This is a genomic window from Actinomadura luteofluorescens, assembly GCF_013409365.1.
In the GTDB taxonomy this organism is placed as follows: Bacteria; Actinomycetota; Actinomycetes; order Streptosporangiales; family Streptosporangiaceae; genus Spirillospora; species Spirillospora luteofluorescens.
Window position 1 is genome coordinate 6,970,954 of sequence record NZ_JACCBA010000001.1, and the last position, 26,967, is coordinate 6,997,920.

The following is a 26,967-nucleotide window of genomic DNA, read 5'->3' on the forward strand; positions in this document are numbered from 1 at the left end:
CGGCGCACCGCATCGTCCCGCTTCCGGCGGGGCGGGCGGACGCGCCCGGGAGCCTGACGGGAGATTGCCCGGATGCTTGAGAACGAAGCCGATGCGGCCGCAGCCGATGGCGCCGACGACGGGACCGTTGACAACGAGACCACGGGGAGCACGGAGACCGCGGGCGCGCAGAGCGGGAACGCCCAGAGCAAGGGCACGGGCGTGACGTCGCGTCCGCGCCGCGCGAGCCGGCCCGCGGGCCCGCCGCCCGACGTGGACGACACCTCCGCCGGGGCCCCCGCCGCGCAGCCGGAGCCCGCGCCCGCCGAGAAGCCCGCGCCCGCCGAGAAGCCCGCGCCCGCCGAGGAGGCCGCCGAGACGGCCGAGCCGCCGAAGCGGACCCGGACCCGCGCGCGCAAGACCACGAAGGCCGCCGCCGAGACGGCGGAGCCCGTCCCGATGACCGGTGCCGAGACCTCGCCCGAGGCCCCCGCCGAGCAGGCCGCCGCCCCCGCCGAGCAGGCCGCCGAGCCGCCCGCCGAAGAGGCGCCGGCGCCCCGCACGAGGACCCGCCGCCGCCCCGCCAAGGCCGCCGCCGAGGTCCCGTCCGTGCCGCAGGTCCCGGCCGTCCCGGTCGCCGGCGAGGTGCCGACCCCCGAGCAGGTGTCGGAGACCGAGCCCGCGAGCGGCGTCGGCGTCCCCGGCGTGACGTTCCAGCCGCCGATGGTCGTCTTCCAGCCGCCGCAGCCCAAGGCCGAGCAGCCCGCCCGCGCGAAGGCCGCCGAGCCCGAGCCCGAGGCGCAGGACGCAGGCGAGGAGGACCAGGACCACGGGCCCTCCGACGAGGACGACTCCGAGGACCGCCCGTCCCGCCGCCGTCGCCGCCGCGGCGGCCGCGGCCGGGGCCGGGGCGGCAAGGAGGGCGCCGAGGACGAGGGCGAGGACACCGAGGCCGAGGCCGAGGAGCCCAAGGAGGAGCCGCCCGCCAAGCCCGCCAGGGCCGCCAAGGGCAAGGTGGCGAAGGGCGGCAAGGCGTCCAAGGCCAAGGAGCAGGACAAGGAGCCCAAGGCCGAGGAGCCCGAGCAGGGCGCCGCCGACGGCGAGGAGGACGAGGACGGCGGCACGAGCCGCCGCCGTCGCCGCCGCAGGCGCCGGTCCGGGGCCGACGGCGAGTCCGGCGGCTCCGACGACCCGCCGAACACCGTCGTCCACGTCCGCACGGCCCGCGAGGAGCGCGCCGCCGCCGAGGACGAGGTCCAGTCGGTGCGGGGCTCGACCCGCCTGGAGGCCAAGAAGCAGCGCCGCCGCGAGGGCCGCGAGCAGGGCCGCCGCCGCCCGCCGGTGATCACCGAGGCGGAGTTCCTGGCCCGCCGCGAGGCCGTCGAGCGGGTCATGGTGGTCCGGCAGGAGGGCGAGCGCACCCAGATCGCCGTCCTGGAGGACGACGTGCTCGTCGAGCACTACGTCAACCGCGCGACGCACCAGTCCTACGTCGGCAACGTCTACCTCGGCAAGGTCCAGAACGTCCTGCCGTCGATGGAGGCGGCGTTCGTCGACATCGGCAAGGGCCGCAACGCCGTGCTCTACGCAGGCGAGGTCAACTGGGACGCCTCCGGCCTGGAGGGCCAGCCCCGCCGCATCGAGTCGGCGCTGAAGTCGGGCCAGTCGGTGCTCGTCCAGGTCACCAAGGACCCCCTCGGCCACAAGGGCGCCCGGCTGACCAGCCAGGTCTCCCTGCCCGGCCGTTACCTGGTGTACGTGCCGGACGGCTCGATGACCGGCATCAGCCGCAAGCTGCCCGACAAGGAGCGCAGCCGCCTCAAGTCGATCCTGAAGAAGGTCATGCCGGAGAACGCCGGCGTGATCGTGCGGACCGCGGCCGAGGGGGCGACCGAGGAGGAGCTCGCCCGCGACGTCTCGCGCCTGGCCGCCCAGTGGGACAGCATCCAGAAGAAGGTCAAGACGGCCTCGGCGCCGTCCCTGCTCTACGGCGAGCCCGACCTGACGATCCGGGTCGTCCGCGACATCTTCAACGAGGACTTCTCCAAGCTCGTGGTGTCCGGCGACGAGGCCTGGGACACCGTCTCCGACTACGTCCAGTACGTCGCCCCGCATCTGGCCGACCGCGTCGAGCGCTGGAACGGCGACCAGGACGCCCTGTCGGCGTACCGCATCGACGAGCAGATCGCCAAGGCGATGGACCGCAAGGTCTGGCTGCCGTCCGGCGGCTCCCTGGTGATCGACCGCACCGAGGCGATGACGGTCATCGACGTCAACACCGGCAAGTTCACCGGGCAGGGCGGCAACCTGGAGGAGACCGTCACCCGCAACAACCTGGAGGCGGCCGAGGAGATCGTCCGCCAGCTCCGGCTCCGCGACATCGGCGGCATCGTCGTGATCGACTTCATCGACATGGTGCTGGAGAGCAACCGGGACCTGGTGCTGCGCCGCCTCGTGGAGTGCCTGTCGCGGGACCGTACCAAGCACCAGGTCGCCGAGGTCACCTCGCTCGGACTGGTGCAGATGACCCGCAAGCGGGTCGGCCAGGGGCTGCTGGAGGCGTTCTCGGAGACCTGCGAGTCCTGCAACGGCCGCGGCATCCACGTCCACCTGACGCCGGTCGAGCCGAAGGCGGAGAAGGCGGCCGGCAAGGAGTCCGGACGCCGCCGCAAGCGCAAGGGCGAGGTCGAGAAGGCCGTCGAGGAGAAGCTGACCCGGCACGAGGCCAAGGCCAAGGAGCCCGCGGAGGAGCCCGCGAGGGAGCCGGTGAAGGAGCAGGCCGCCGAGACGGCGCCGGTCGTGGAGGCCGCGCCCGAGCCGGTCGTCCGCGCGCGGCCGAAGAAGTCCCGGCCCGCCAAGCGCCCGGCCGGTCCGCCGCCCGAGATCGACGAGGCTCCGGCGCAGGCCGCCGTGGAGGCCGCCGACGCCGCCGAGGAGGCATCCGGCACCGCGCCGGGCGCGCTGGACTCCGCCGAGCCGGTGCAGGTCGGCCCGAACGGCGCCGAACCGGCCGACGGTGAGAGCGCCGACGAGCTGAACGGCGCCGAGCTGCACGGCGCCGCCAACGGGGCCGAGCCCGCCCGCCGGCGCCGTACCCGGCGTCCCCGGGCGACGGCGGCGCAGACCGCCGACGGCGCCGAGTCCTCGGACTGACAGGGGCCGGGGCCCTGGCCGGACGCGTTCGCGTTCCGGCCAGGGCATCCGGTACCCTTGACCTTCGGCGCGTCTTCGACGCGTCGCCCGAATCCGCACCGCGAGCCCCGTCCGGGGAACGTTCGGTGTTCGCCTCACCGATCCGGTGGGGGCACAGCAGAGAGCGCCAGGGTCCTCCTGGTGTGCCGCCCTCGGCCCGGTGCCGGGGGTAGGCCCCCGTCCGGGGGCTGGTAAGCCACGCGCGGGACCGGTTCACTCCGGAAGCGCGCGCAGACGAAGGGTTTCCGCGGTGTACGCGATTGTCCGCGCAGGCGGCAGGCAGGAAAAGGTCGCCGTCGACGACGTGCTGACCGTCGACAAGCTGGCCGGTGACGTCGGGTCGACCATCACGCTCCAGCCCCTGCTGGTCGTGGACGGCGACGACGTCGTGAGCCGCACGGCCGACCTCGCCGGCTACGAGGTGACCGCCGAGATCCTCGGCGCGGTCAAGGGCCCCAAGATCAACATCATGCACTACCGGAACAAGACCGGGTACAAGCGGCGGATGGGTCACCGTCAGCCGTACACCGAGGTCAAGATCACCGGTATCAAGGCCGGCAAGAAGTAAAGGGAGAGCGGTCTCATGGCACACAAGAAGGGCGCATCGTCCAGCCGCAACGGTCGCGACTCCAACGCCCAGCGCCTCGGTGTGAAGCGCTTCGGCGGCCAGGTCGTCAACGCCGGCGAGATCATCGTCCGCCAGCGCGGCACCCACTTCCACCCCGGCCCGGGCGTCGGCCGCGGCGGCGATGACACGCTGTTCGCGCTGGTCGCGGGCGCGGTGAAGTTCCGCCGCTACCGCGGTCGCAACGCGGTGAGCGTCGTCCCGCCGGCGGAATAGTCCGCCGGGGGCAGCGACTTTTGTTCGAAGGGGCGGACCGTTTCCGGTCCGCCCCTTCGCCGTTCTTACCAAGGTTCACCGAGGAGAGTCACCGTGGCCGCTGGAGCGGGATCGGGCGCGCAGTTCGTCGACCGGGTGGTGCTGCACGTCGCGGCGGGCAACGGCGGCAACGGGTGCGCCTCGATCCACCGGGAGAAGTTCAAGCCGCTCGGCGGCCCTGACGGCGCCAACGGCGGCCGCGGCGGCGACGTCGTCCTCGTCGTCGACTCCAACGCGGCGAGCCTCCTCGAATACCACCGGCGCCCGCACCGCAAGGCGAGCAACGGCAGGCCGGGCCAGGGCAGCCTCCGGACGGGCGCGGACGGCGACGACGTGATCCTCTCCGTCCCCGACGGCACCGTCGTGAAGTCGGGCGACACCGTCCTCGCGGACCTGGTCGGAGAGGGCACCCGGTTCGTGATCGCCAAGGGCGGCAGCGGCGGCCTCGGGAACGCGGCGCTCGCGACGGCCAAGCGCAAGGCGCCCGGGTTCGCGCTGCTCGGCGAGCCGGGGGAGGAGCGCGACGTCGTCCTGGAGCTGAAGAGCGTCGCCGACGTCGCGCTCGTCGGATTCCCCAGCGCGGGCAAGTCGTCGCTGATCGCCGCGCTGTCGGCCGCCAAGCCGAAGATCGCCGACTACCCGTTCACGACGCTGATCCCGAACCTCGGCGTGGTCAGCGCGGGCGACTCGACGTTCACGGTCGCGGACGTGCCGGGCCTGATCGAGGGCGCCAGCGAGGGCCGCGGCCTCGGCCTGGACTTCCTGCGCCACATCGAGCGGTCCTCCACCCTCGCGCACGTCCTCGACTGCGCGACGATGGAGCCGGGCCGCGACCCGGTCAGCGACTTCGAGGTCATCGAGCGCGAACTCCAGGCCTACGACCGAGTCCTGGGCGACCGCCCGCTGTCGGACCGCCCCCGCGTCGTCGTCCTGAACAAGATCGACGTGCCGGACGGCCGCGACCTCGCCGAGATGGTGCGGCCGGAGTTCGAGGCCCGGGGCCTGCGGGTGTTCGAGGTGTCGGCGGCGACGCACGAGGGGCTGCGGGAGCTGTCGTTCGCGATGGCGGCGATGGTCACCGAGTACCGCGCCTCTCTGCCGCCGGCGGAGCCCACCCGCGTCGTCATCCGGCCCGAGCCGGTCGGCGGGGACACCGACTTCGAGGTCAGGACCCTCGGCGACAACACCTACCTGATCACCGGCGCGAAGCCGGTCCGGTGGCTGCGCCAGACCGACTTCGCCAACGAGGAGGCCGTGGGCTACCTCGCCGACCGCCTCGCCCGGCTCGGCGTCGAGGACGCGCTCGGCCAGGCGGGCGCCAGCGCGGGCGCCACCGTCCTGATCGGCACCATGGACGACTCGATCGTCTTCGACTGGGAGCCGGAGGTCGCGGCGGGCGACGGCACGAGGGGCCCGCGCGGCACCGACCGCCGCCTGGACGGCTGGTCCTAGGCTGTGTTTCACAGTCCCGGCCCACTCCGCTCGCCTGGCGGCTCGCTACGTGACCGGCACTGGGCGAACGCGGCATCGCTTCGCGATCTGCCCGGTTCCGCTCGCCTCCGGCCTCGCTGCACCGGGCAGGTCACGCGTTCGCGAGCGTGGCCGAGACCACTTCGAGGCAGGCCCTGGGAACGGAGCGATCCGGGGGTGCGGGAGTCGTTTCCCGCAGGGACAGAATTGAACAAGGAGAACCGGGTGCGGGGGCGTCTCCCCTCACCGAGCAGGGCATGAGCGGAGCTGGGCATGAGTGGGCGTGAGGCGGTCGCGAAGGCGCGGCGGATCGTGGTGAAGGCGGGCTCGTCCTCGCTGACCACGCCGCAGGGCACGATCGACGTGAACCGCATCGACGCGCTGGTGGGCGTTCTCGCCGCGCGCCGCGGCGAGGGCACCGAGATCGTGTTCGTGTCGTCCGGCGCGATCGCGGCGGGGCTCGGGCCGCTCGGGCTGACCCGCCGCCCGCCCGACCTCGCGACCCAGCAGGCGGCGGCGAGCGTCGGGCAGGGCCTGCTGTTCGCCCGCTACACCTCGTCCTTCTCCCGTTATGCCCTGACGGTGGGGCAGGTGCTGCTCACCGCCGACGACATGATGCGCCGCTCCCACCACCGCAACGCGCAGCGCACCCTCGCGCAGCTGCTCGCCATGGGCGTCCTGCCGATCGTGAACGAGAACGACACCGTCGCCACCGACGAGATCCGGTTCGGCGACAACGACCGGTTGGCCGCGCTCGTCGCGCATCTGATCCGCGCGGACGCGCTGGTCCTGCTCTCGGACGTCGACGCCCTCTACACCGGGGACCCGCGCCGTCCCGGGACCCGCCGCATCGACGACGTGCGCGGCCCGGACGACCTCCGGGACGTGGAGCTCGGCGGCTCCGGGCGGGTCGGCACCGGCGGCATGGTCACCAAGGTCGAGGCGGCGAGGATCGCGGGCATCCCCGTCGTGCTGACCAACGCCGCGTCCGCGGCGCGGGCGCTTTCCGGCGACCAGGTCGGGACGCTGTTCCATCCGGCGGAGGGCCGCCGCATGTCGACCCGCAACCTGTGGCTGGCGCACGCGACGACGGGCCAGGGCCGCGTCATGCTCGACGCGGGCGCGATCGAGGCGGTCGTGCGGCGCCGCAAGTCCCTGCTCCCGGCCGGGGTGACGGGCGTGGACGGCGACTTCGCCGCGGGCGACCCGGTCGACCTGTGCGACGCCGGCGGCGCGGTCGTCGCGCGCGGCCTGGTGAACTACGACGCGTCCGAGATCCCCGAGCTGATGGGGCGCTCGACGCGCTGGCTGGCGCGTGAGCTGGGCGCCGAGTACGAACGCGAGATAATCCACCGCGACCATCTGGTGATACTGCAATGACGGGAGCCTGCTGATGAGCGACGAGCGCGAGGAGTTCCTGCGGGTGGCGCGGCGCGCCAGGGAGGCCGCCGCGGGGCTGGCTCCGCTGCCGCGGTCGGCGAAGGACGCGGCGCTGCACCGCATCGCGGACGCCCTGGTCACCGCCGCACCGGAGATCGTCAAGGCGAACGAGGCCGATGTCGCGCGGGCCCGCGGGAACGGCACCTCCGAGTACATGATCGACCGGCTGAGCCTGTCGGAGGAGCGGATCGCCGCTATCGCCGACGCGGTCCGGAAGGTCGCGGCGCTGCCGGACCCGGTGGGGGAGGCGGTCCGCGGTAACGTGCTGCCGAACGGGCTGGAGCTGCGCCAGGTGCGGGTGCCGCTCGGCGTCGTCGGGATCATCTACGAGGGCCGCCCGAACGTGACCGTGGACGCCGCCGCGCTGTGCCTGAAGAGCGGGAACGTGGCGATGCTGCGCGGCTCGTCGTCGGCGTACGACTCCAACACGGTGCTGGTCGAGGTGATGCAGGGCGCGCTCACCGGCACCGAGGTCCCGCCGGACGCGGTGCAGCTCGTCCCGGGCACGTCCCGGGAGTCGGTGAAGCACCTGATGCGGGCGCGCGGCCTCGTGGACGTGCTGATCCCGCGCGGCGGCGCCTCGCTGATCAACTCGGTGGTGGAGGAGTCGACCGTCCCGGTGATCGAGACGGGCGTCGGGAACTGCGCGGTGTACGTGGACGCCGCCGCCGACGTCGACATGGCCGTGGACATCCTCCTGAACGCCAAGACGCAGCGTCCTTCGGTGTGCAACGCCGCTGAGACGGTCCTGGTGCACGCCGACATCGCCGACGTGTTCGTCCCGCGCGCGCTTGAGGCGCTGCGGAGCGCCGGTGTCACGGTGCACGGCGACGACCGGATCCGTTCCTTCGGCGGCGACGTCGTGGAGGCGACCGAGGACGACTGGTACGCCGAGTACCTCTCGCTCGACATCGCCGCCCGCGTGGTGGACTCCCTGGACGACGCCGTCGCGCACATCCGCCGGTACGGCTCGGGGCACACCGAGGCGATCGTCACGACGTCCCAGCCGGCCGCGAAGCGGTTCGTCGCGCTGGTCGACTCGGCGGCCGTGATGGTGAACGCGTCGACGCGCTTCACCGACGGCGAGGAGTTCGGGTTCGGCGCGGAGATCGGCATCTCGACGCAGAAGCTGCACGCCCGGGGCCCGATGGGGCTGCCGGAGCTGACGTCCACCAAGTACGTGGTGACCGGGGAAGGACACGTGCGCGGCTGAGCTCCGGATTTGTGACATCTTTGCCATTGATGTCACGTGTGCGGGTGTGGTCTGATTCACGATTGTGACTCGTCAGTACAGCCGCCGCCGCGTCCTGAAGGGCGCCGCCCTGGGCGCGGGGATCGCCACCACCGGACTGGCCGCCTTCCCCGCGCGTCCCGCCGCGGCGGCGGCGCCCGCGCTGCGCGGTCCCACCGCCGGCACCACCCTCGACCGGACCTACCTGCTCGGCGCCGCGGGCGCCGGCGGGTACCGCAAGGTGACCACCGGTCCGGGCGAGCCGCACCTGCTGCGCCGCGACCTCGGCGGCGCCGCCTCCGCCCGCCGGGCCGCCACCCGGCGCGGCATCCTGGCGTTCGGCCACCTCACCGACGTCCACATCATCGACGCGCAGTCCCCGGCCCGCGTCGAGTTCGTCGACCGGCTCAAGGACGGCCTGGACGTCCTGCCGGTCGAGGGCGCCTACCGGCCGCAGGAGATCCTGTCCACGCAGGTCGCCGAGGCGATGGTCCAGGCCGTGAACCGGGTCGGGCGCGGACCGGCGACCGGGCTCGGCCTCGCCTTCACCATCAACACCGGCGACGCCGCCGACAACGTCCAGCACAACGAGCTCCGCTGGATCATCGACCTGCTGGACGGCGGGCGCATCCGCCCCGACTCCGGCGACCCGAACCGCTACGAGGGCGTCATGGACTGGGCGTCCTACGACCGCTCGTTCTGGCACCCCGAGGGCCCGCCGCCCGGCGCCGAGGCCGACCTGCCGAGCACCAGGTACGGGTTCCCGCGCGTGCACGGCCTGATCGACGCCGCGCGCCGCCCCTTCCAGGCGACCGGCCTCGACGCGCCGTGGCTGGCCGCGTTCGGCAACCACGACGGGCTCGTCCAGGGCAACCTGCCGGTCAACCCGCTGGTCTCCGGCCTCGCCACCGGCGGCATCAAGATCGGCGCCCCGGCGGACGCCGGCCAGGCCGAGCGGCTCGCCCGCATGATGAGCGGCGGAAACGCCGCCGAACTCGTCCGCCTCAGCCGCGAGCAGGGCGGCGCGGGGGGCCTGTTCCGCCCGGTGACCCCCGACTCCGGCCGCCGGATGCTGTCGCGCGCCGAGGTCGTCGCCGAGCACTTCAAGACCACCGCGTCCCTGCGCGGCCACGGCTTCACCCTCGCCAACCTGCGCGACGGGACGGCCTACTACGCCTTCGACAAGGGCGTCGTGCGCGGTCTCGTCCTCGACACCGTCAACCCCAACGGCTACTCCGAGGGCTCGCTCGACAGGAAGCAGCTCGCGTGGCTGGAGTCGCAGCTCAAGGCCGGTAGCAGCCGCTACACGGCACCCGACGGCTCGGTCGTGAAGCACGCGGTGAAGGACCGGCTGTTCGTCCTGTTCAGCCACCACCCGATCGGCTCGCTGGAGAACCCGCTCGGCGGCGACCGCGTCCTTGGCGACGAGGTCGAGGCGCTCCTGCTGCGCTACCCGAACGTCGTCCTGTGGGTGAACGGCCACACGCACCGCAACCAGGTCATCCCGCACGCGCGCAAGGGCGGCGGCGGTTTCTGGGAGGTCAACACGGCCGCGCACATCGACTTCCCGCAGCAGAGCCGCATCGTCGAGCTGGCCGACAACGGCGACGGCACCCTCTCGGTGTTCGCGACGATCCTCGACTCCGCCGGGCCCGCCTCCCACGGCGGCCGCCTCACCGACCCGGTCGGGCTGGCGTCGCTGTCCCGCGAGCTGGCGGGCAACGACTGGCAGGACCGCGAGGAGGACCGCCGCGGCGAGGCCGCCGACCGCAACGTCGAGCTGCTGGTCCCGTCCCCCTTCTGAGGAACGGCGAAGGGCCGCCGCGTCCGTGTCGCGGCGGCCCCGGCTCGATGCCCGGTCAGCTGCCGGACGTGGGCCCGTTGTCGCGCCGGGTGAACCGGTCGAACAGCCCGCCGGCCGCCCCCGCCGCCGCGTCGGCCATGTCGCGGACCTTGCCCACGAACGGGTCGGCCGTCCGCTCCCACGACTCGCGGTACGACTGGGCGGCCTCCTTGATCCCGTCGCGGACCGACGCGCTGCCGTCGTCGTCCCGGCGCGCGTAGTCCCCGGCCAGGATGCGGTCGTACTCGCCGCTGCGCGCCCACCGGTCGATCTCGGCGAACCGGATCACCGCGAACGGGTGCGACTGCCCGAGCAGGTTCATGAACTTCAGCAGCCCGTCCCGCACGTCGCCGGCCGCGTCGTACTCGCGCGCCTGCTGCAGGAACGCCTCGGCGCTCATCTCGCCGAGCCGCGTCCCGCCCGCGAGCTTCATGTTCACCCGCTTGGCCGCGTCGAGGTCCTGCCCGGCGAGCAGCCCGGCCCGGTCCGACGACAGCTCCGCCTTCCGGAACCACTCGCGCAGCCCGATGATGATCGCCGCGATCCCGACGTTGCCGAGCGGCAGCCACGCCAGCCGCGCCCCGAGCTGCAGCAGGATCTGCATCATCGTCTGGTACACCGCGTGCCCGGACAGGATGTGCCCGACCTCGTGCCCGACGACGAAGCGCAGCTCCTCCTCGTCCAGCAGGTCGATCAGGCCGGTGTTCATCACGATGAACGGATGGTCGGACCCGAGCGCCATCGCGTTCGGCGTCGGGTCCTGCCGGACGTAGAGCTCGGGAACCTCCGGCATGTCCAGGATGTAGGAGGCGTCGCGGACCATGTCGTAGATGTGGCGGAACTGGTCCTCCCCGACGCGCACCGTCCCGCCGAGGAACATCAGCCGCAGCGACCGCTCGTTGACCAGCCCCGACAGCTTGCGCAGCACGACGTCGAACCCGGAGAGCGAGCGCAGCGCCACGAGCGCCGAACGGTCCGCCGGGTGTTCGTAGGCCCGGGAACTGATCCCCGGGAACCGCGTACGTGCTCGATCCGGTGTGTTCTCCGTCATGTCCGACCTCCTGGAGGGTGCAGGGCCTTATCAACGGGCGGACGTGAGACGGCGCCATGCCCCGGGAACGTCCGGGGCTGCGGGTCCACGCGTCTGTCCGACCTTCGCCGGCATGTTCGAATAGTGTTCACAGTGTGACGCACTGTGTCCGCCGGTCCTTCCGGTACCGCTTCTACCCGACCTCGGAACAGGTCGAGCACCTGAGCCGAACCTTTGGTTGTGTTCGTCTGGTCTACAACATGGCCTTGGAGGCGCGCATCAAGGCTCACCAGAAGGGCCGGAGCATGGCGTACAAAGAGTCGTCTGCGGCTCTGACGGCCTGGAAGCGGGAAGACGATTTCTCGTTCCTCAACGAGGTCTCCTGCGTGCCTCTGCAGCAGGCGCTGCGGCACCTCCAGACGGCTTTCCTCAACTATTCCGCCAAGCGGGCGGGACATCCCCGATTCAAGTCGCGCAAGCGCTCGCGCGCGTCCGCCGAGTACACCCGATCTGCCTTCAGATACGCCGACGGCCGCCTGTCCTTGGCCAAGCTGAAGGAGCCGCTGCGCGTCGTGTGGTCGCGCCCGCTGCCGGAGGGAGTGGAGCCCTCCACCGTGACGGTGTCGCGCGACCCGGCAGGACGCTGGTTCGTGTCCCTCCTGTGCGAGATCCCCGTCGAACTCATGGCGCCGACAGATAAGTCGGTCGGATTGGACGCCGGCATCACAGCCCTCGTCACCACGTCCGCAGGGGAGAAAGTGTGCAATCCCCGCCATGAGCGCTCCGATCGGCGCAGGCTCCTCAAAGCGCAACGCGTGCTGTCGCGAAGAGAGCCGGGGTCTGCCGGCCATGCCGAGGCCCGGCTCCGGCTTGCGCGCGTCCACGCGAGAATCGCCGACCGGCGACGCGACTTCCTCCACAAGCTCACGACCCGGCTCGTCCGCGAGAACCAAGCGGTCGTCATCGAGGACCTCAACGTGGCCGGCATGGTGCGCAACCATCGCCTCGCGCGCGCGATCACGGATGCGGCCCTGGCGGGAGATGCGGTTCATGCTGGAGTACAAGTGCGCCTCGTACGGACGTGACCTCGTGGTCATCGACCGCTGGTATCCGTCGTCCAAACGCTGCTCCGAGTGCGGGGCGGTCCGGCGGGACCTGCCGCTGGGCGTTCGCACCTGGACGTGCTCGTGCGGAGCGGAGCACGACAGAGACGTCAACGCGGCCCGCAACATCCTCGCCGTCGGGCTGGCGGAGAGGCGAAACGCCTGTGGAGCCGATGTCAGACCTCAACGGGAGTCTTCTTTCCGAGCGGGCGATCGGCGACGAAGCGGGAAATTCCTTTCAACAGGGGATAAGCCAAGTCTGGCATGGTAGTTCCGACGATCCACCGTGCCGCAGGGTTCCCCGCCGCGGGTGCCCCGTCCGGCTCTGGCCGCGCCCCTGGAGGCAGCCATGTTCGACCCGAAGGCCGAGGCGATGTCCCTCGACGAGCGCGCCGCGCTGCAGCGGCACCGGGTGTGGGGGCTGGTGGACCGGCTCCTCGCGGCCGGCGGCGTGCAGGGGCGGCGGCTCAAGGAGGCCGGGGTCGGGCGCGGGGCCGACGTGACGCTCGCCGGGCTGCGGGACCTCCCGTTCACCACCAAGCAGGACCTCTGGGACCACTACCCGTTCGGGATGCTCGCCGTGCCGCGCGACCAGGTCGCCGCCGTGCACGGGTCCAGCGGGACGCGGGGGCGCCCGACGCTCGTCGCCTACACCAGGGCCGACCTCGACCTGTGGGCGGCGATGTGCGCGCGCTCCCTGTCGTGCGCCGGGGCGTCGCCGGGCAGCATCGTCCACAACGCCTACGGGTACGGGCTGTTCACCGGCGGGATCGGCATCCACCAGGGGGCCGTCGCGCTCGGCGCGACCGTGGTGCCGATGTCGGGCGGCATGACCGACCGGCAGGTGCGCATGCTCGCCGACCTGCGCCCCGACATCCTCACCTGCACCCCCGCGTACGCGCTCCGGCTGGGGGAGGCCGTCGCCGAGGCCGGGGTCGACGTGACGTCGCTGAAGGCCGGGCTCTTCGGCGCCGAGCCGTGGTCGGAGGAGTTGCGCACCGCCATCGAGGACGTCCTGCCGATCAAGGCGATGGACGTGTACGGCCTGTCGGAGATCATCGGGCCCGGGGTGGCCACCGAATGCCTGGAGCAGGACGGGCTGCACGTCAACGAGGACCACTTCATCGTCGAGGCCGTCGATCCCGCCACCGGCGTCCCCGTCGAGGACGGCGTCCCGGGCGAGCTCGTCTTCACCACCCCCACCAAGCAGGCGCTGCCGCTGCTGCGCTACCGGACGGGCGACATCGCGTCCCTCACCCGCGGCGAATGCCCCTGCGGACGAACGCTCGTGCGGATGAGCAAGATCCTCGGCCGCGCCGACGACATGATCGTCGTCCGGGGTGTGAACGTGTACCCGAGCGAGGTCGAGCGGGTCCTGCTCGGCTCCGGGCTCGTCCGGCCGCACTACCAGCTCGTCGTGGACCGGCGCAGCCCCGCCGCGCGGCTCCTGGTCGTCTGCGAGGCCCTCTCCGGCGACCCCGAGGCCGCCCTCGTCCACGCCCTGTACGAGACGCTCGGCCTCACCGCCGAGGTCGCGGTCCTGCCCGGGGGCACCGTGCCGAGGGTCGAGGTGGGCAAAGCCGTCCGCGTCGTGACCTGGGAGGACGGCGACCCGCCGCTGCCCGGCCTCGGCTGAGCCGCCGGGGGCGGACGCTCCGGACGGCGGCCGGCTGGCTATTGTCGTCGCTATGACGCAAAAGCGGCGACTGGGGATCATGGGCGGCACGTTCGACCCGATCCACCACGGGCACCTCGTGGCCGCCAGCGAGGTCGCGCACTTCTTCTCCCTGGACGAGGTCGTGTTCGTGCCCACCGGCATCTCGGCCCACAAGGAGGGGGCCAAGGTCGTCGCCGCCGAGGACCGCTACCTCATGGCCGTCATCGCCACCGCGTCCAACCCGCGCTTCTCCGTCAGCCGCATCGACATCGACCGGCCCGGCGCCACCTACACCGTCGACACGCTCCGCGACATGCGCGAGATCCAGGGCCCCGACACCGACCTGTTCTTCATCACCGGCGCGGACGCGCTGGAGAAGATGCTCACCTGGCACGACACCGACGAACTGTTCGAACTTGCCCACTTCATCGGTGTCACCCGCCCCGGCCACCGGCTCGCCGACCCCGGGCTGCCCGACGGGCGCGTCTCCCTCATGGAGGTGCCCGCCCTGTCGATCTCCTCCACCGAGTGCCGCGAACGGGTCGGCAGCGGCGAACCCATCTGGTATCTCGTCCCGGACGGGATCGTCCAGTACATCAACAAGCGGGGCCTCTACCGCGGTGCCGCCTGACGCGGCGCCCCGGCCACATATTCTGGACGGAGACCGGGGCCGCATCTGCCATAGCGGTCGAACAACGACAAAGAGGTCGATCGACCGCCTCACATGAGAAGGTGGGAGCGGAGACGACCCCTACAGGGAGGATCGCGAGCGCACCGTGACCGCATCCGAGAGGGCGGCGCAGCTCGTCCGGATCGCCGCCGAGGCGGCGGGCGACAAGCTGGCCGACGACATCCTTGCCTACGACGTGAGCGAGCAGCTCGTCATCACCGACGCGTTCCTGCTCTGCTCGGCCCCCAACGACCGGCAGGTCCGCGCCATCGTGGACGAGGTCGAGAAGCGCCTGCGCGAAGAGGCCGAGGCCAAGCCCGTCCGCCGCGAGGGCGAACGCGAGGGCCGCTGGGTCCTGCTGGACTACGCCGACATCATCGTGCACATCCAGCACGAAGAAGACCGCATGTTCTACGCCCTCGAACGGCTCTGGAAAGACTGCCCCCTCATCGACCTGCCGGAAAGCGTCACCGCCCACCAGGCCCAGCGCGCCCGCGCCGTCGGGAGCCCCAGTGAGTGACGCCCGCCCGGCCCGCGAACCGGGCAGACGCCGCCTCGTCCTCTGGCGCCACGGCCAGACCGCATGGAACGTCGAACGCCGCTTCCAGGGCAAGACCGACATCCCCCTCGACGAGACGGGCATCGAGCAGGCCCGGCGCGCCGCCCGGCTCCTCGCCGGCCTCCGCCCCACCGCGCTGCTCTCCTCACCGCTGCGCCGCGCAGCCGACACCGCCCAAGCCCTCGCCGAAGTCACCGGACTGCCCGTCGGCTACGACCGCGACCTCATCGAACGCGACGGCGGCGCCTGGGAAGGCCTCACCTCCCGCGAAATCCGCGAACGCTACCCCGTCGAGCACGCCGCCTGGCAGCCGCCCGGCGGCGAGACCAGCGCCCAGGTCGCCAAACGGGTCGGCGCCGCCCTCGAACGCGCCCTCGACGACCTGCCGCCCACCGGCCAGCTCGTCGTCGCCTCCCACGGCGCCGCACTCCGCCTCGGCATGTCCCACCTCATTGGCCTCCCCGAAGAAGTCTGGGAACGCCTCGGCGGCCTCTCCAACTGCTGCTGGTCCGTCATCACCGAAATGCGCGACGGCGGCTGGCGCCTCGCCGAACACAACGCCGGCACCCTCCCCGAACCCGTCCTCAGCGACGACCGCCCCGACGCCGGCGCCTGACCCAAACGATTCGAGACCAGCCCCGGCCGTCCTATACACTGGCTGGGCGCCGCGGGATGAACGTCCACGCGGCGGCGGGGCTATGGCGCAGTTGGTAGCGCGCCTCCATGGCATGGAGGAGGTCTGGGGTTCGAATCCCCATAGCTCCACGAACGGAGTTGGGAGTCCTGTACTCACGGAAAGCGTGGGTGGGGACTCCCTTCTTTATGTCTTCTGGGGGGCGACCCCCAGACCCCCGATGTGGGGGCTCCGCCCCCACGCCCCCTCCCGGCTCAGCTTCCTGACCACCTGCGGGTTGGTGACGCGCACGGGCTTCGCTTGTTTGGGGCTTCGCCCCTCGCCCCCCTTTTGGTTCGGGTTTTTGAGCATCTGCGGGTTGGCGTGGGGTTGCTGTGCGGGCTTCGCCCGCGTGTTGGGGCTCCGCCCCTCGCTCCCCTTCTGGCTCAGCGTTCCGGGCATCTGGCGAGTTGGTGGGGCGTTGTGCGGGCTTCGCCTGCGTGGTTTGGGGCTTCGCCCCTTGCCCCCTTCTGGCTCGGGTTTCTGGGCATCTGCGGGTTGGCGTGGGGTTGCTTGTGCGGGCTTCGCCCGCGTGTTGGGGCTCCGCCCCTCACCCCCCTTTTGGTTCGGGTTTCTGGGCATCTGCGGGGTGGTGGGGGGTGTTGTGCGGGCTTCGCCTGCGTGGCTTGGGGGCTTCGCTCCTTGCCGCATTCGGGGCGCGGTTCTGATTGTGTGCGGGTGGGGCTGAGCATGGGCGGGGGGATGGTTTCATGCGGGGTATGGGAAGACACCGCAGGGGGGCGAAGCGCGAGGTCACCGTGGCCGACCTCATCGATGAGCTGCGCCGGTTCGATCCCGGGGCCGAGGTGCGGCTGGCGATCCAGCCGCGGATGCCGCAGGAGCACGGCGTCGGGACCCTCGCGCAGGCCGACGGGATCGTGTGGATCGGCGACGGCGGGCAGCGGGGGTACGCGCCCGACGAGGTCGGCGAACGCCTCGGCTGGAGCTGACGCAAAGCCTTCACCATGACGGCGGCTACCTTTCCTCCCGCCGCGCTTCGCCGTGTCGATCATGCGGGAAGGCCCTCACGTGGCGATGCATGATCGAGATGAGGGTTGACCCCATGAGAAGCCGGTTCACCGGGAAGAGGCTGCTGCTCGCGGCAGCCGTCGCCGGGGCGTCCGTCGCGGCGACGACCGTTCCCGCGCAGGCCGCTCCGCCGCCCGACGCGCAGGGCTACCAGGTCGACGACTGCGCCAAGGCGCTCGACGTGCTGTCGTCGTTCAAGCTGCTCCCGAACCAGCCCGACCTCGGCCGGACGCTGTGCTCCATCGTGCAGCAGCAGAGGGATCAGAAGGACCAGTACAGCAACGAGGTCCACACCGAGTACACCGACGAGAACGGCAAGAAGGTCGAGAGCGACAAGTCCCTCGGCTCGGTCGAGTGGCTCAAAAGCCTTACCGTCCGTGTGCCGACGATCAACGACCGCTGGTACGTCTACACCTCGCGGAACACCTGACCCGGGCGCCGGCCGCGGAGGAGTGACCCTCCGCGGCCCGCGCGTCCCAACCGCTCCCAACGTGCACTAAGCTTTTCCTCGCGAGGGGCTATGGCGCAGTTGGTAGCGCGCCTCCATGGCATGGAGGAGGTCTGGGGTTCGAATCCCCATAGCTCCACAAACGATTCGGGAGTGTCGCCCAGGGCGCCACTCCTTTTCGTTTCTCAGGCGGTGAAGCGCAGGACGGCGCCCACCTGCAGGGCCGGGGCCGGGCCGTCCGAAGGCAGGACGACCAGTTCGCCGTCCGTCGCCGCGGCCGCTCTCACCAGGGCGGCGTCGGCGCGTTCCTCACGGGGGTCGGAGACGCCGAACTCCTCGCGCAGCTCCTCGGCGGTGGTGGCGACCTGGGACGGGTCGGGGCCGACCCACAGCCGCGCCTGCGAGTCCGGTTCGTCCGCCAGCAGGAGCGTCTCCACCCGGGCCTGGCGCACGGCCTCCGTCGTCGCGTCCAGTCCGGAGACGGCGCGCTGCCCGTTCGCGAGTTCCCGGTCGAACCGCTCCGCCACGGTCATGATGCGCTCGGTGGACTTCAGTCGCAGGAGACGCCGCAGTTCGGCGTCGAGGTCCGGGTCGTCGACCGTGGTGTTCTTGTCCGCCTCGACGGTGTGCTCCAGGACGTGGTCCGAGACCTCCTCCAGGACGGCCGTCCGCGCGCGGGTGTCACCGGCGATCACGACGGCCTCGGCGCCGCAGCGTTCCGCGGCCCTGTCGATCTCGTGGGCGACCTTCTTGGCGTTGAGCTTCCAGACGTTCTCCGAGGAGCGCTGGAAACGGGACTGGTTCCAGTCGCCCGCCTTGACCTTGCGGATGGGGTAGTCCTCGTCCCCGTCCACGTCGATGCGCTCGCGCCTGCCGTCGGCGGTGACGCAGTCGATCGTGCCGCCGCGCCGGTCGACGACCGCGAGCAGGTGCGGGAACCGCTCGCCGCGCTCGGCGAGGTAGGGGAGGACGTCGGGGAGCGGGCCGAGGGTGGCGCGCGTGCCGCGGGGCGGGCCGGGAAGGCGCTCGGTGTGCACCACCTCGCCGTCCGCCGCGAAGATCACGATGCCTTCGGAGCGGCGCAGTTCCAGGTCGTCCTGGATGGTCCGCTCGACCGCGCGGAGCGTGGCGTCCGGCGTGTTCCGGGCCTCCAGCTCCGATCGCAGCGCCCGCCACCGCAGCTCCGCGGCCTTGGACGCGTCCTCGGTGGTCCGGGTGAGGTCGGCGTACACCGACGCGTACGGTCCCGGCTTTTGGTACAGCGTTTTGAGGAATGCCAGATCCATGGGTTCGCCGTACCCCCCGTATCTGTGACAAACGTGGCGCTTGGGGCGTCAGCCTTCGGCGGAGTTCTGGAGCCGCGCGTAGGCGAGCTGCAACCAGTCCGAGCCGGCGACCGCGGTCATCGTGGCACCGGCGAGACGGGTCGCGTCCGGGGCGAACACCAGGCCCGCCGCGTACGCCGTCGCGACCCACTGGGAGGTGCAGAACGGGCAGGTGATCAGCTCGCCGACGGCGTGCCGGACCCCCTTGCCGCGCACCTCCTCCGACAGCTCGGCCGGGCCGGCCGTCCCCGAGTAGCGGGTGAACGGGGCGCGCAGGGGGCTCGTCACCGGGTCCTTCGTGATCAGCCGGGACGCCTTGTGCGTCGTGATCGTCATCAGCGCCAGGTCGGCGAGACCGATCGCGGGGGCGCGGTCGCGGAGACGGCGGCCGAGCAGCGCCAGCGTCCCCGTCGTGAGGGCGTAGACAGCGAGCGTGCCGAGGTAGGAGCCGAGCGGCCGGTCCTCCCCGGCGGCGTACTCCTCCTTCTGCCTGCGCGCGGTGTCGACGACCCCGTTCATGGGCTCTCCTTCTTTCGGGGGGCGATCAGGCAGGGATCGGCTGCCCTCGGTGCGAAGAGCGCCTAGTGGTCGCGCAGCGCCTTGACCAGATCCGGCTTGTTCATCGAGGAGCGGCCCTCGATGCCGATCTCGCGGGCGCGCTTGAGCAGTTCGTCCTTCGTCCACTCGTCGTAGGACGGGCTCTTACCGCCCCTGCGCCCGACCTTCTTCTCTCCCTGGGCCGCGGAGGCGTTCGCGATCCGCGCGGCCTTCTCCTTGCTCTCGCCCTTCTCGCGGAGCTTCTGGTACTTCTTCTCGTCCTTGATCTGTGCTCTAGGCATAAGGAAGCCGTACCCGGCTCGCGAGATCCACACATCGGGGACAATGGCACCCGGGAAGGGGGCACGCGTGCGCATCGGCATCCTGGGACCGCTCGACGTGCGGGACGCGGCCGCGCGGCCCGTCGAGGTCGCGGGCCGCAGGCTGCGCGCCCTCCTCGTACGGCTGGCGGCCGAGGCGGGCCGTCCCGTGTCGGCCGAGCGGCTGCTGGACGACCTGTGGGAGGGCTCCCCGCCCGGCGGGAACGCGCTCCAGGCGCTCGTGTCCCGGCTGCGCGGCGTCGCCGGGCGGGACATGGTCGAGCACGGCCCGGCGGGCTACCGGCTCGGGATCGACCCCGCCGAGATCGACGCGGTCGCGTTCGAGCGCGCGGTCGCCGCCGCCCGCGCCGAGCCGGACCCCGGCGCGCGGGCGGACGGCCTGCGCGCGGCGCTCGCGCTGTGGCGCGGCTCCGCCCTCGCCGACGTCGCCGACAGCGATTTCGCCCACCCGACCATCGTGCGGCTGGAGGAACTGCGGCTCGCCGCCGTGGAGGACCGCGTCGACGCCGAGATCGCCGCCGGGCTCCCCGTCCCGCCGGTCGCCGAGCTGGAGCCCCTCGCCGCCGCGCACCCGCTGCGCGAGCGGCTGCGCGGCCAGCTGATGCGCGCCCTGTACGCGGCGGGACGCCAGGCCGACGCCCTGGAGGTGTACGAGGAGACGCGGCGCGCCCTCGCCGACCGGCTCGGCGTCGACCCGTCCCCGGAGCTCGCCGCCGTCCACCTGTCGATCCTCCGGCGGGAGGCGACGGCCCCGCCGCCCGAGCCGGCATCCGCCGTCCCGCGGCCCGCCCGCTCCAACCTGCCCGCGCAGCTCACCAGCTTCGTGGGACGGGAGGAGGAGTCGCAGCGGGTCGGCAAGCTGCTCCGCGAGACCCGCCTGGTCACCCTCACCGGCCCCGGCGGCGCCGGCAAGACGCGGCTGGCCGGCGAGAGCGCCGCCGCGCTCCTCGACGAGATGCCGGACGGCGTGTGGTTCGTCCCGCTCGCGCCGGTCAGCGACCCGGGCGACGTCGTGCAGGCGGTGCTGTCGGCGCTGGCGGTCCCCGAGAACGTCCGGCCCGCCGAGACCCGCGCCGTGGTGCGGCCCCTCGACCGGCTCACCGACTTCCTCGCCACCCGGCGCACCGTGCTCGTCCTCGACAACTGCGAGCACCTCATCGACGCCGTCGCCCGGCTCGTCGACCACGTCGTCGCGCACGCCGACGGCGTCCGCGTCCTCGCGACCAGCCGCGAACCGCTCGGCATCACCGGCGAATCGCTGTGCCCTGTGCCGTCCCTCCCGCTGCCCGCCGAGGACGACGCCGACCCGGCCGACGCCCTCGGCTACGCCTCGGTGCAGCTGTTCGCCGACCGCGCCGCCGCCGTCCGCCCCGGCTTCGCCGTTGACGCCGGCAGCGTCGCCGACGTCGTCGCGATCTGCCGCGCGCTCGACGGGATCCCGCTCGCGATCGAGCTGGCCGCCGCCCGGCTCCGCTCCCTCACCCCCGGCCAGGTCGCGGCCCGCCTCGGCGACCGGTTCCGGCTGCTGACCGGCGGCAGCCGCACCGCACTGCCCCGGCACCGGACCCTGCGCGCCGTCGTCGACTGGAGCTGGGACCTGCTGGACGAGACGGAGCGCGCCGTCCTGCGCCGCCTCGCGGTGTTCGCCGGCGGCGCCACGCCGGAAGCCGCCGTCCGCGTCTGCGGTCTCGACGCGCCGGACGCGCCCGACCCGCAGGACGTCATCGACGTGATCGCCGCGCTTATCGACAAGTCGCTGGTGATGGCCGACGGCGACACCGACGTCCGCTACCGGCTGCTGGAGACCGTCCGCGTCTACGCGGCGGAGCGGCTGGAGGAGGCCGGCGAGACCCGCCGCGTCCGCGACGCGCACGCCGCCTATCTGGTCGAGTTCGCCGAGCGCGCCGAGCCGGAGCTGCGCCGCCACGACCAGCTGGTCTGGTCCGCCCGCCTGGCCGCCGAACGCGAGAACATCACCGTCGTCTTCCGGCACGTCACCGAGGTCGGAGACGTCGAGGCCGCCCTGCGGCTCGTGGGCGCGCTGGTGTGGTTCTGGATCCTGCGCGACATGGAGCGGGAATCGGGCGGCTGGACGGTCGCCGTCCGCGACATGGCGGGCGGCGCCGCGCCCCCCGGCCTGGAGGAGCAGTACGCGATCAGCGTGGTCGCCGCCGCCATGGTCACCGAGATGACCAGGGAGTCGGGGCCCACGCAGGAGTCGCTGCGCCGGGCCATGAGCGACGCGGCGGCCGCGGTGCCCCCGGTGCCCATGCATCCCCTGCTCGCCCTCGCCGAGACGGGGGCCAGCATGTTCGGCGGGGACATGGCGGAGGTCCGGCGGAGCCTCGGCCGCATCCGCGACCACGCCGACCCGTGGGTGCGCGCCGTCGTCCGCGTCATCCTCGCGCACATGGGGATCAACCACGGCGAGATCGACGACGCCGCCGAGCAGGCCGCCGACGGCTACGCGCGGTTCCGCGAGCTGGGCGACCGGTTCGGAATGATCGTCGGGTTGAGCGGGATGATGCAGACCGCCATGGCGCGCGGCGACCTGGTGGAGGCCGTCCGCCTCGGTGAGGAGGCCCACGGCTACGCCACGGGCGGTGTCAGCCCCGAGCAGGGCTCCGCGCTGCTGGCCCAGCTCGCGTGGGCGCGCGCCCGGCAGGGTGAGATCGAGCGCGCCCGAGCCGACCTCGAACGCGCCATGGCGCAGTCCGAGCGCATCGGCGAGCTCGCCGACGCCGCGAACTCGTCCCTCATGCTGTGCGAGATAGCGCTGCTCGAAGGCGACCGCGAGGCCGCCCACGGCCATGCCGACCGCGCGTGCGCGTGGGTCGAGTCGCGTGGGCACCGCCCCGACTTCGCGCAGACCGCCCGCAGGACGTTCAGCCGCCTCGGCTGCCTGGCGGAGGAGGACGGCGACCTGGAGGCCGCGAAGCGCCGGCACGTCCAGGCGCTGGGCGACCTGCCGAACGACGCGCTCATGGGAAATCCGACCGTGGCGGCCCTCGTCGAGGGCGCCGCCGCCTACGCGGCCGCGCGCGGGGAGCACATCCGCGCCGCCGAGCTGCTGGGCACGGCGCACAACCTGCTCGGCTACCGCGACGCGGCGAACTACGAGGTCTGCAGGACGCTCCCGCTCGTCAGCGGCGTCCTCGGCGAGGAGGCGTTCGCCGCGGCGTACGAGCGTGGGCGCCTGGTCACCCGGGACGAGGTCTTCGAGCAGGCGGACGGGCTGGTCACCTCCATCTGAGCGCACCCGTTCCCAGGTCGGCGTCTTCGGTGCCCGAAAGGCGCGTCGCCCCGAGAACGGATCTCCGGGGCGACGCGCGTTCGGGGGGACGTCATGCTCTCCGCGAGTACATGCGCATGGCCAGCGGGAACGTCACCAGGACGATCCCCGCGGCCCAGGCGAGCGTGTACCAGGCGTGGTTCCCGATCGGGCCGCCGACGGTCAGCGCCCGCACCGACTCCGCCAGGTGCGTGACCGGGTTGACCTTCGTCCAGGCCTCCAGCCAGCCCGGCATCGTGGACGTGTCCGGCACGAGGATGCTGCTGCCGAACGTCAGCGGCATCACCCAGATGAACGCCAGCCCCTGCACCGTCTCCGGCGTCGGGGCGACCAGCCCCACGAGCACGGAGATCCAGCAGACCGCCAGGTAGAACACGTACGCCAGCGCGAACGCCGCCAGCACCGACAGCGGATCGGTGTGGAACCGGAACCCGAGGACCGACCCGAACCCGACGAGCACCGTCATCACGGTGATGAACCGGACCGTGTCCCCGAGGACCGTCCCGAGCAGCGGCGCCGAACGGGCGATCGGAAGGCTCCGGAACCGGTCGAACACTCCCTTGTGGATGTCCTCGTTCAGCGCCGTCCCGAGCCCCATCGTGGCGAACATCGCCATCTGCGCGACGAGCCCCGGGAGCAGCTTCTGCAGGTAGGAATGCGTGTCGCCGGCCACCGCGCCGCCGAACACGTACAGGAACAGCAGCAGGAACACGATCGGCATGAGCGTCGTGTCCAGCAGCTTCTCCGGCGAGTGCCTCAACTGGGCGACGTTGCGCCACGCCAGCGTCAGCCCGTGCCGCAGGGTCCGCTTCATGCTGATGCGCGCGGGCGGCTCCGCGGCGGACGGACGGCTGTCGACGGTGATGGCGGTCATGCCAGGCTCCCCTCGGAAACGAGCTCGGACGTGGGCTCTTCGGCGTGATGGCCCGTCAGCGTGAGGAACACCTCGTCGAGGCTCGGCATCCGCAACGCCAGCTCGGCCGCCACGATGGACGCCTCGTCCAGCCGCCTCACCAGGACCGAGAGCAGGCGCGGGTCGTGCACGGGCGCCGTGACGAGGCCCGCGGCCTCCTGCACCTCCGGACGCTCCCCGGTCAGCTCCGCGACGATCGCGGTGAGCTGCGCCGTGCGGAACGGCTCGGCCGCCCGGACCACCAGCGTCTGCCGCCCGATCCGCCCCTTCAGGTCGTCGGAGGTGCCCTCGGCGATGACCCGCCCGTGGTCGAACACCGCGATCCGGTCGGCGAGCGCGTCGGCCTCCTCCAGGTACTGCGTGGTCAGCAGGACCGTCGCCCCCTCGGCGACGACCTCCCGGACCGTGTCCCAGACCTCGTTGCGCGCCCGCGGGTCCAGCCCGGTCGTCGGCTCGTCCAGAAAAATGATCTCCGGGTGGTTGATCAGGCTCGCCGCCAGGTCCAGCCGGCGGCGCATCCCGCCCGAGTACGTCTTCACGGCGCGCGCCCCCGCGTCGGTGAGCCGGAACCGGTCGAGCAGCCGCCGCGCCCGCGCCTTCGCCTCCGCGTGCCCGAAGTCCAGCAGCCGGGCGATCATCACGAGGTTCTCGAAGCCGGTCAGCTCCTCGTCCACCGACGCGTACTGCCCGGTCAGCCCGATCTTGGCCCGGACGCGCACCGCGTCCTTGACGACGTCGTACCCGCCCACCTCGGCACGGCCGGCGTCCGGCTTCAGCAACGTCGCCAGCACGCGCACCGCGGTGGTCTTGCCCGCGCCGTTCGGCCCGAGGACCCCCAGCACCGTGCCGCGGCGAGCCGTGATGTCCACACCGTCCAGGGCCTTGGTGTCCCCGAACCGTTTCCGCAGCCCCTCCGCGCGGATCACATCATCCATCCGAGTGCCTCCCGTAAGTCTTTCGCTGTGACGGTCACCACCGTGGACGAGGGCGCTGACGCCGCGCGGACAGCGGGGCGCGGACGCTGACATGACGCTGACGGGTCGCTAACGCCGGCGACGTGAACCGCACGTGACCTGGGGGTATCGGCGGACGGGCGAACAGGTGGCCGAGCCCGATTTGACGGGCCTTCCGAGGCTGCCTAATCTCTGTGGTGCCCCAAGGGGATGCGGGACGCCGACAGGCGGACGGCCCCGGGGGACACTGACAGAGGAAAACGGTTCGCAGCGTTCTGCGCACCGGGGTACTCTGGAAGTACAAGCCCGGACGGGATGCAGGACGCCGCAAGGTGGCCGGCCCGCAGGGCGCCTCCCACGGAACGATCTCTTCCGAGTCTTCGGCTTGGTTGGTGTTCGTCGCGTGGGGGACCGGACACACCCTCGGACGTCAAAAAGATCTTCGCAGATCGACTTGACACCGAAGATGAGTCTGGTAAGTTAGCATGGTTGCCCCGGAGCCGGGGGCCGCGAGAGCGGGGTCCGGCGCGGTGGGTGTCCGTTTCTTGAGAACTCAACAGCGTGTTAAAAGCCAGTGCCTTTATCGGCTCGGTCATTGATTGGCCGGGTCGCCCCGTGCCGCCCTGCTTTGTGGGGTGGTGGGGATTTCTTTGAGGCAATGCCGTCCCCTTTGTGGGGATGGTGATGCTGGGATTGTTTCCTGAGGTTTGGCTGGTCGGGGTTCGCCCCCTGGCTGGTCGTTGGACCTTGATGGAGAGTTTGATCCTGGCTCAGGACGAACGCTGGCGGCGTGCTTAACACATGCAAGTCGAGCGGAAAGGCCCCTTCGGGGGTACTCGAGCGGCGAACGGGTGAGTAACACGTGAGCAACCTGCCCCTGACTCTGGGATAAGCCCGGGAAACTGGGTCTAATACCGGATATAACCACTGGTCTCATGATCGGGTGGTGGAAAGTTTTTCGGTTGGGGATGGGCTCGCGGCCTATCAGCTTGTTGGTGGGGTGATGGCCTACCAAGGCGACGACGGGTAACCGGCCTGAGAGGGCGACCGGTCACACTGGGACTGAGACACGGCCCAGACTCCTACGGGAGGCAGCAGTGGGGAATATTGCGCAATGGGCGGAAGCCTGACGCAGCGACGCCGCGTGAGGGATGACGGCCTTCGGGTTGTAAACCTCTTTCAGCAGGGACGAAGCTAACGTGACGGTACCTGCAGAAGAAGCGCCGGCTAACTACGTGCCAGCAGCCGCGGTAATACGTAGGGCGCAAGCGTTGTCCGGAATTATTGGGCGTAAAGAGCTCGTAGGCGGTTTGTCGCGTCTGTCGTGAAAGCCCACGGCTTAACCGTGGGTCTGCGGTGGATACGGGCAGACTAGAGGCAGGTAGGGGAGAATGGAATTCCCGGTGTAGCGGTGAAATGCGCAGATATCGGGAGGAACACCGGTGGCGAAGGCGGTTCTCTGGGCCTGTACTGACGCTGAGGAGCGAAAGCGTGGGGAGCGAACAGGATTAGATACCCTGGTAGTCCACGCCGTAAACGTTGGGCGCTAGGTGTGGGGTCCTTCCACGGATTCCGCGCCGCAGCTAACGCATTAAGCGCCCCGCCTGGGGAGTACGGCCGCAAGGCTAAAACTCAAAGGAATTGACGGGGGCCCGCACAAGCGGCGGAGCATGTTGCTTAATTCGACGCAACGCGAAGAACCTTACCAAGGCTTGACATCGCCGGAAAACCATCAGAGATGGTGGGTCCTTTTGGGCCGGTGACAGGTGGTGCATGGCTGTCGTCAGCTCGTGTCGTGAGATGTTGGGTTAAGTCCCGCAACGAGCGCAACCCTCGTTCCATGTTGCCAGCACTTCGGGTGGGGACTCATGGGAGACCGCCGGGGTCAACTCGGAGGAAGGTGGGGATGACGTCAAGTCATCATGCCCCTTATGTCTTGGGCTGCAAACATGCTACAATGGCCGGTACAGAGGGCTGCGATACCGTGAGGTGGAGCGAATCCCTTAAAGCCGGTCTCAGTTCGGATCGAAGTCTGCAACTCGACTTCGTGAAGTCGGAGTCGCTAGTAATCGCAGATCAGCAACGCTGCGGTGAATACGTTCCCGGGCCTTGTACACACCGCCCGTCACGTCACGAAAGTCGGCAACACCCGAAGCCCGTGGCCCAACCACCTTGTGTGGGGGGAGCGGTCGAAGGTGGGGCCGGCGATTGGGACGAAGTCGTAACAAGGTAGCCGTACCGGAAGGTGCGGCTGGATCACCTCCTTTCTAAGGAGCACCAACTGGCCCGCGTTGACCTTGGGATCTCTCCGGAGCTCCTGGGTGCGCAGGTCGGTGGCCGCCGTTGACAGCGAGTGTCTGTCAGGTGGCTGCTCATAGATGTGGAGCACTGGCTACTCAGCT

Annotated in this window: 20 protein-coding genes, 2 tRNA genes, 1 rRNA gene and 1 pseudogene; 18 read left to right on the forward strand and 6 right to left on the reverse strand. The window is 71.5% G+C overall.

What is annotated here, in order from left to right; translation table 11 throughout:
* Positions 1 to 72 precede the first annotated feature (72 nt).
* The 7 genes from BJY14_RS32340 to BJY14_RS32370 all read left to right on the forward strand — a co-directional run bounded on the left by BJY14_RS32340 (position 73) and on the right by BJY14_RS32370 (position 9,996).
* Positions 73 to 3,132 (forward strand): Rne/Rng family ribonuclease, encoded by a 3,060-nt coding sequence (locus BJY14_RS32340; protein ID WP_179847074.1) that lies wholly within the window; start codon positions 73 to 75, stop codon positions 3,130 to 3,132.
* 289 nt (positions 3,133 to 3,421) lie between these two features.
* A complete protein-coding gene (gene rplU, locus BJY14_RS32345; RefSeq protein ID WP_089309479.1) occupies positions 3,422 to 3,739 on the forward strand; it encodes a 50S ribosomal protein L21 in 318 nt (105 codons plus the stop codon).
* A gap of 15 nt (positions 3,740 to 3,754) precedes the next feature.
* On the forward strand, positions 3,755 to 4,012 hold the full coding sequence (gene rpmA / locus BJY14_RS32350; RefSeq protein WP_179847075.1) for a 50S ribosomal protein L27: 258 nt from the start codon (positions 3,755 to 3,757) through the stop codon (positions 4,010 to 4,012).
* Between the two features lie 93 nt (positions 4,013 to 4,105).
* Positions 4,106 to 5,503, forward strand: a complete 1,398-nt coding sequence (gene obgE, locus BJY14_RS32355) for a GTPase ObgE (protein WP_179847076.1) — start codon at positions 4,106 to 4,108, stop codon at positions 5,501 to 5,503.
* Between the two features lie 291 nt (positions 5,504 to 5,794).
* A complete protein-coding gene (proB, locus tag BJY14_RS32360) occupies positions 5,795 to 6,901 on the forward strand; it encodes a glutamate 5-kinase (RefSeq protein ID WP_179847077.1) in 1,107 nt (368 codons plus the stop codon).
* Positions 6,902 to 6,914: 13 nt separating this feature from the next.
* Positions 6,915 to 8,174 carry a glutamate-5-semialdehyde dehydrogenase gene (locus BJY14_RS32365; RefSeq protein WP_179847078.1) on the forward strand — a complete coding sequence of 420 codons (1,260 nt, stop codon included), beginning with the start codon at positions 6,915 to 6,917 and terminating at the stop codon, positions 8,172 to 8,174.
* A 64-nt stretch (positions 8,175 to 8,238) separates the two neighbouring features.
* Complete coding sequence (locus BJY14_RS32370; protein WP_179847079.1) at positions 8,239 to 9,996, forward strand: TIGR03767 family metallophosphoesterase; 1,758 nt, start codon at positions 8,239 to 8,241, stop codon at positions 9,994 to 9,996.
* Positions 9,997 to 10,051: 55 nt separating this feature from the next.
* Here BJY14_RS32370 and BJY14_RS32375 read toward each other — a convergent pair whose 3' ends face one another.
* Complete coding sequence (locus BJY14_RS32375) at positions 10,052 to 11,086, reverse strand: M48 family metallopeptidase (RefSeq protein ID WP_179847080.1); 1,035 nt, start codon at positions 11,084 to 11,086, stop codon at positions 10,052 to 10,054.
* Positions 11,087 to 11,220: 134 nt separating this feature from the next.
* Here BJY14_RS32375 and BJY14_RS32380 point away from each other — a divergent pair.
* From BJY14_RS32380 to BJY14_RS32420, 9 genes and pseudogenes are all read left to right on the forward strand, one after another.
* A pseudogene (locus BJY14_RS32380) lies at positions 11,221 to 12,420 on the forward strand (RNA-guided endonuclease InsQ/TnpB family protein).
* 97 nt (positions 12,421 to 12,517) lie between these two features.
* The gene (locus tag BJY14_RS32385) at positions 12,518 to 13,804 is read left to right on the forward strand and encodes a phenylacetate--CoA ligase family protein (protein WP_218905685.1); all 1,287 of its coding nucleotides are present in this window, start codon (positions 12,518 to 12,520) and stop codon (positions 13,802 to 13,804) included.
* A gap of 52 nt (positions 13,805 to 13,856) precedes the next feature.
* On the forward strand, positions 13,857 to 14,456 hold the full coding sequence (gene nadD / locus BJY14_RS32390; protein ID WP_179847081.1) for a nicotinate-nucleotide adenylyltransferase: 600 nt from the start codon (positions 13,857 to 13,859) through the stop codon (positions 14,454 to 14,456).
* Between the two features lie 145 nt (positions 14,457 to 14,601).
* Complete coding sequence (rsfS, locus tag BJY14_RS32395; protein ID WP_179847082.1) at positions 14,602 to 15,015, forward strand: ribosome silencing factor; 414 nt, start codon at positions 14,602 to 14,604, stop codon at positions 15,013 to 15,015.
* Entirely contained in the window at positions 15,008 to 15,670 is a 663-nt protein-coding gene (locus BJY14_RS32400) for a histidine phosphatase family protein (RefSeq protein ID WP_179847083.1), read from the forward strand. The genes rsfS and BJY14_RS32400 overlap by 8 nt, the downstream gene beginning before the upstream one ends.
* Before the next feature lie 76 nt (positions 15,671 to 15,746).
* A tRNA-Ala gene (locus BJY14_RS32405) sits at positions 15,747 to 15,819 on the forward strand.
* A gap of 627 nt (positions 15,820 to 16,446) precedes the next feature.
* Positions 16,447 to 16,677 (forward strand): hypothetical protein, encoded by a 231-nt coding sequence (locus BJY14_RS32410; protein WP_179847084.1) that lies wholly within the window; start codon positions 16,447 to 16,449, stop codon positions 16,675 to 16,677.
* A 113-nt stretch (positions 16,678 to 16,790) separates the two neighbouring features.
* Positions 16,791 to 17,186, forward strand: coding sequence for a hypothetical protein (locus tag BJY14_RS32415; RefSeq protein WP_179847085.1), 396 nt, complete (start codon positions 16,791 to 16,793; stop codon positions 17,184 to 17,186).
* A gap of 84 nt (positions 17,187 to 17,270) precedes the next feature.
* A tRNA-Ala gene (locus BJY14_RS32420) sits at positions 17,271 to 17,343 on the forward strand.
* 46 nt (positions 17,344 to 17,389) lie between these two features.
* Here the strand turns inward: BJY14_RS32420 and BJY14_RS32425 are convergent.
* The 3 genes from BJY14_RS32425 to BJY14_RS32435 all read right to left on the reverse strand — a co-directional run bounded on the left by BJY14_RS32425 (position 17,390) and on the right by BJY14_RS32435 (position 19,368).
* Positions 17,390 to 18,490 carry a baeRF2 domain-containing protein gene (locus BJY14_RS32425; RefSeq protein WP_179847086.1) on the reverse strand — a complete coding sequence of 367 codons (1,101 nt, stop codon included), beginning with the start codon at positions 18,488 to 18,490 and terminating at the stop codon, positions 17,390 to 17,392.
* Positions 18,491 to 18,538: 48 nt separating this feature from the next.
* A complete protein-coding gene (locus tag BJY14_RS32430; protein WP_179847087.1) occupies positions 18,539 to 19,048 on the reverse strand; it encodes a DUF1360 domain-containing protein in 510 nt (169 codons plus the stop codon).
* Positions 19,049 to 19,110: 62 nt separating this feature from the next.
* Positions 19,111 to 19,368, reverse strand: a complete 258-nt coding sequence (locus tag BJY14_RS32435; RefSeq protein ID WP_179847088.1) for a DUF7218 family protein — start codon at positions 19,366 to 19,368, stop codon at positions 19,111 to 19,113.
* A gap of 67 nt (positions 19,369 to 19,435) precedes the next feature.
* On the opposite strand from BJY14_RS32435, the gene BJY14_RS32440 reads away from it, so the two are divergent.
* Positions 19,436 to 22,660: an AfsR/SARP family transcriptional regulator gene (locus tag BJY14_RS32440; protein WP_179847089.1), complete on the forward strand. Its 3,225-nt coding sequence runs from the start codon at positions 19,436 to 19,438 to the stop codon at positions 22,658 to 22,660.
* 91 nt (positions 22,661 to 22,751) lie between these two features.
* Here the strand turns inward: BJY14_RS32440 and BJY14_RS32445 are convergent, their stop codons facing one another.
* Together BJY14_RS32445 and BJY14_RS32450 are read right to left on the reverse strand one after the other, a co-directional pair.
* On the reverse strand, positions 22,752 to 23,573 hold the full coding sequence (locus BJY14_RS32445; RefSeq protein ID WP_179847090.1) for an ABC transporter permease: 822 nt from the start codon (positions 23,571 to 23,573) through the stop codon (positions 22,752 to 22,754).
* Positions 23,570 to 24,547 (reverse strand): efflux ABC transporter ATPase subunit, DrrA-related, encoded by a 978-nt coding sequence (locus BJY14_RS32450; protein WP_179847091.1) that lies wholly within the window; start codon positions 24,545 to 24,547, stop codon positions 23,570 to 23,572. The genes BJY14_RS32445 and BJY14_RS32450 overlap by 4 nt, the downstream gene beginning before the upstream one ends.
* Positions 24,548 to 25,312: 765 nt before the next feature.
* On the opposite strand from BJY14_RS32450, the gene BJY14_RS32455 reads away from it, so the two are divergent.
* Positions 25,313 to 26,832: ribosomal RNA gene (locus BJY14_RS32455) — 16S ribosomal RNA — on the forward strand.
* Positions 26,833 to 26,967 lie beyond the last annotated feature (135 nt).

Excerpts from the sequence above, each read along its gene's own strand:
- BJY14_RS32415 (WP_179847085.1), top strand. The coding sequence starts at position 16,791 with ATGAGAAGCCGGTTCACCGGGAAGAGGCTGCTGCTCGCGGCAGCCGTC.
- BJY14_RS32375 (WP_179847080.1), bottom strand. The coding sequence starts at position 11,086 with ATGACGGAGAACACACCGGATCGAGCACGTACGCGGTTCCCGGGGATC.
- BJY14_RS32435 (WP_179847088.1), bottom strand. The coding sequence starts at position 19,368 with ATGCCTAGAGCACAGATCAAGGACGAGAAGAAGTACCAGAAGCTCCGC.
- BJY14_RS32430 (WP_179847087.1), bottom strand. The coding sequence starts at position 19,048 with ATGAACGGGGTCGTCGACACCGCGCGCAGGCAGAAGGAGGAGTACGCC.
- BJY14_RS32445 (WP_179847090.1), bottom strand. The coding sequence starts at position 23,573 with ATGACCGCCATCACCGTCGACAGCCGTCCGTCCGCCGCGGAGCCGCCC.
- BJY14_RS32340 (WP_179847074.1), top strand. The coding sequence starts at position 73 with ATGCTTGAGAACGAAGCCGATGCGGCCGCAGCCGATGGCGCCGACGAC.
- proB (WP_179847077.1), top strand. The coding sequence starts at position 5,795 with ATGAGTGGGCGTGAGGCGGTCGCGAAGGCGCGGCGGATCGTGGTGAAG.
- BJY14_RS32450 (WP_179847091.1), bottom strand. The coding sequence starts at position 24,547 with ATGGATGATGTGATCCGCGCGGAGGGGCTGCGGAAACGGTTCGGGGAC.
- BJY14_RS32365 (WP_179847078.1), top strand. The coding sequence starts at position 6,915 with ATGAGCGACGAGCGCGAGGAGTTCCTGCGGGTGGCGCGGCGCGCCAGG.
- nadD (WP_179847081.1), top strand. The coding sequence starts at position 13,857 with ATGACGCAAAAGCGGCGACTGGGGATCATGGGCGGCACGTTCGACCCG.
- BJY14_RS32385 (WP_218905685.1), top strand. The coding sequence starts at position 12,518 with ATGTTCGACCCGAAGGCCGAGGCGATGTCCCTCGACGAGCGCGCCGCG.
- BJY14_RS32425 (WP_179847086.1), bottom strand. The coding sequence starts at position 18,490 with ATGGATCTGGCATTCCTCAAAACGCTGTACCAAAAGCCGGGACCGTAC.
- rpmA (WP_179847075.1), top strand. The coding sequence starts at position 3,755 with ATGGCACACAAGAAGGGCGCATCGTCCAGCCGCAACGGTCGCGACTCC.
- BJY14_RS32410 (WP_179847084.1), top strand. The coding sequence starts at position 16,447 with ATGGGAAGACACCGCAGGGGGGCGAAGCGCGAGGTCACCGTGGCCGAC.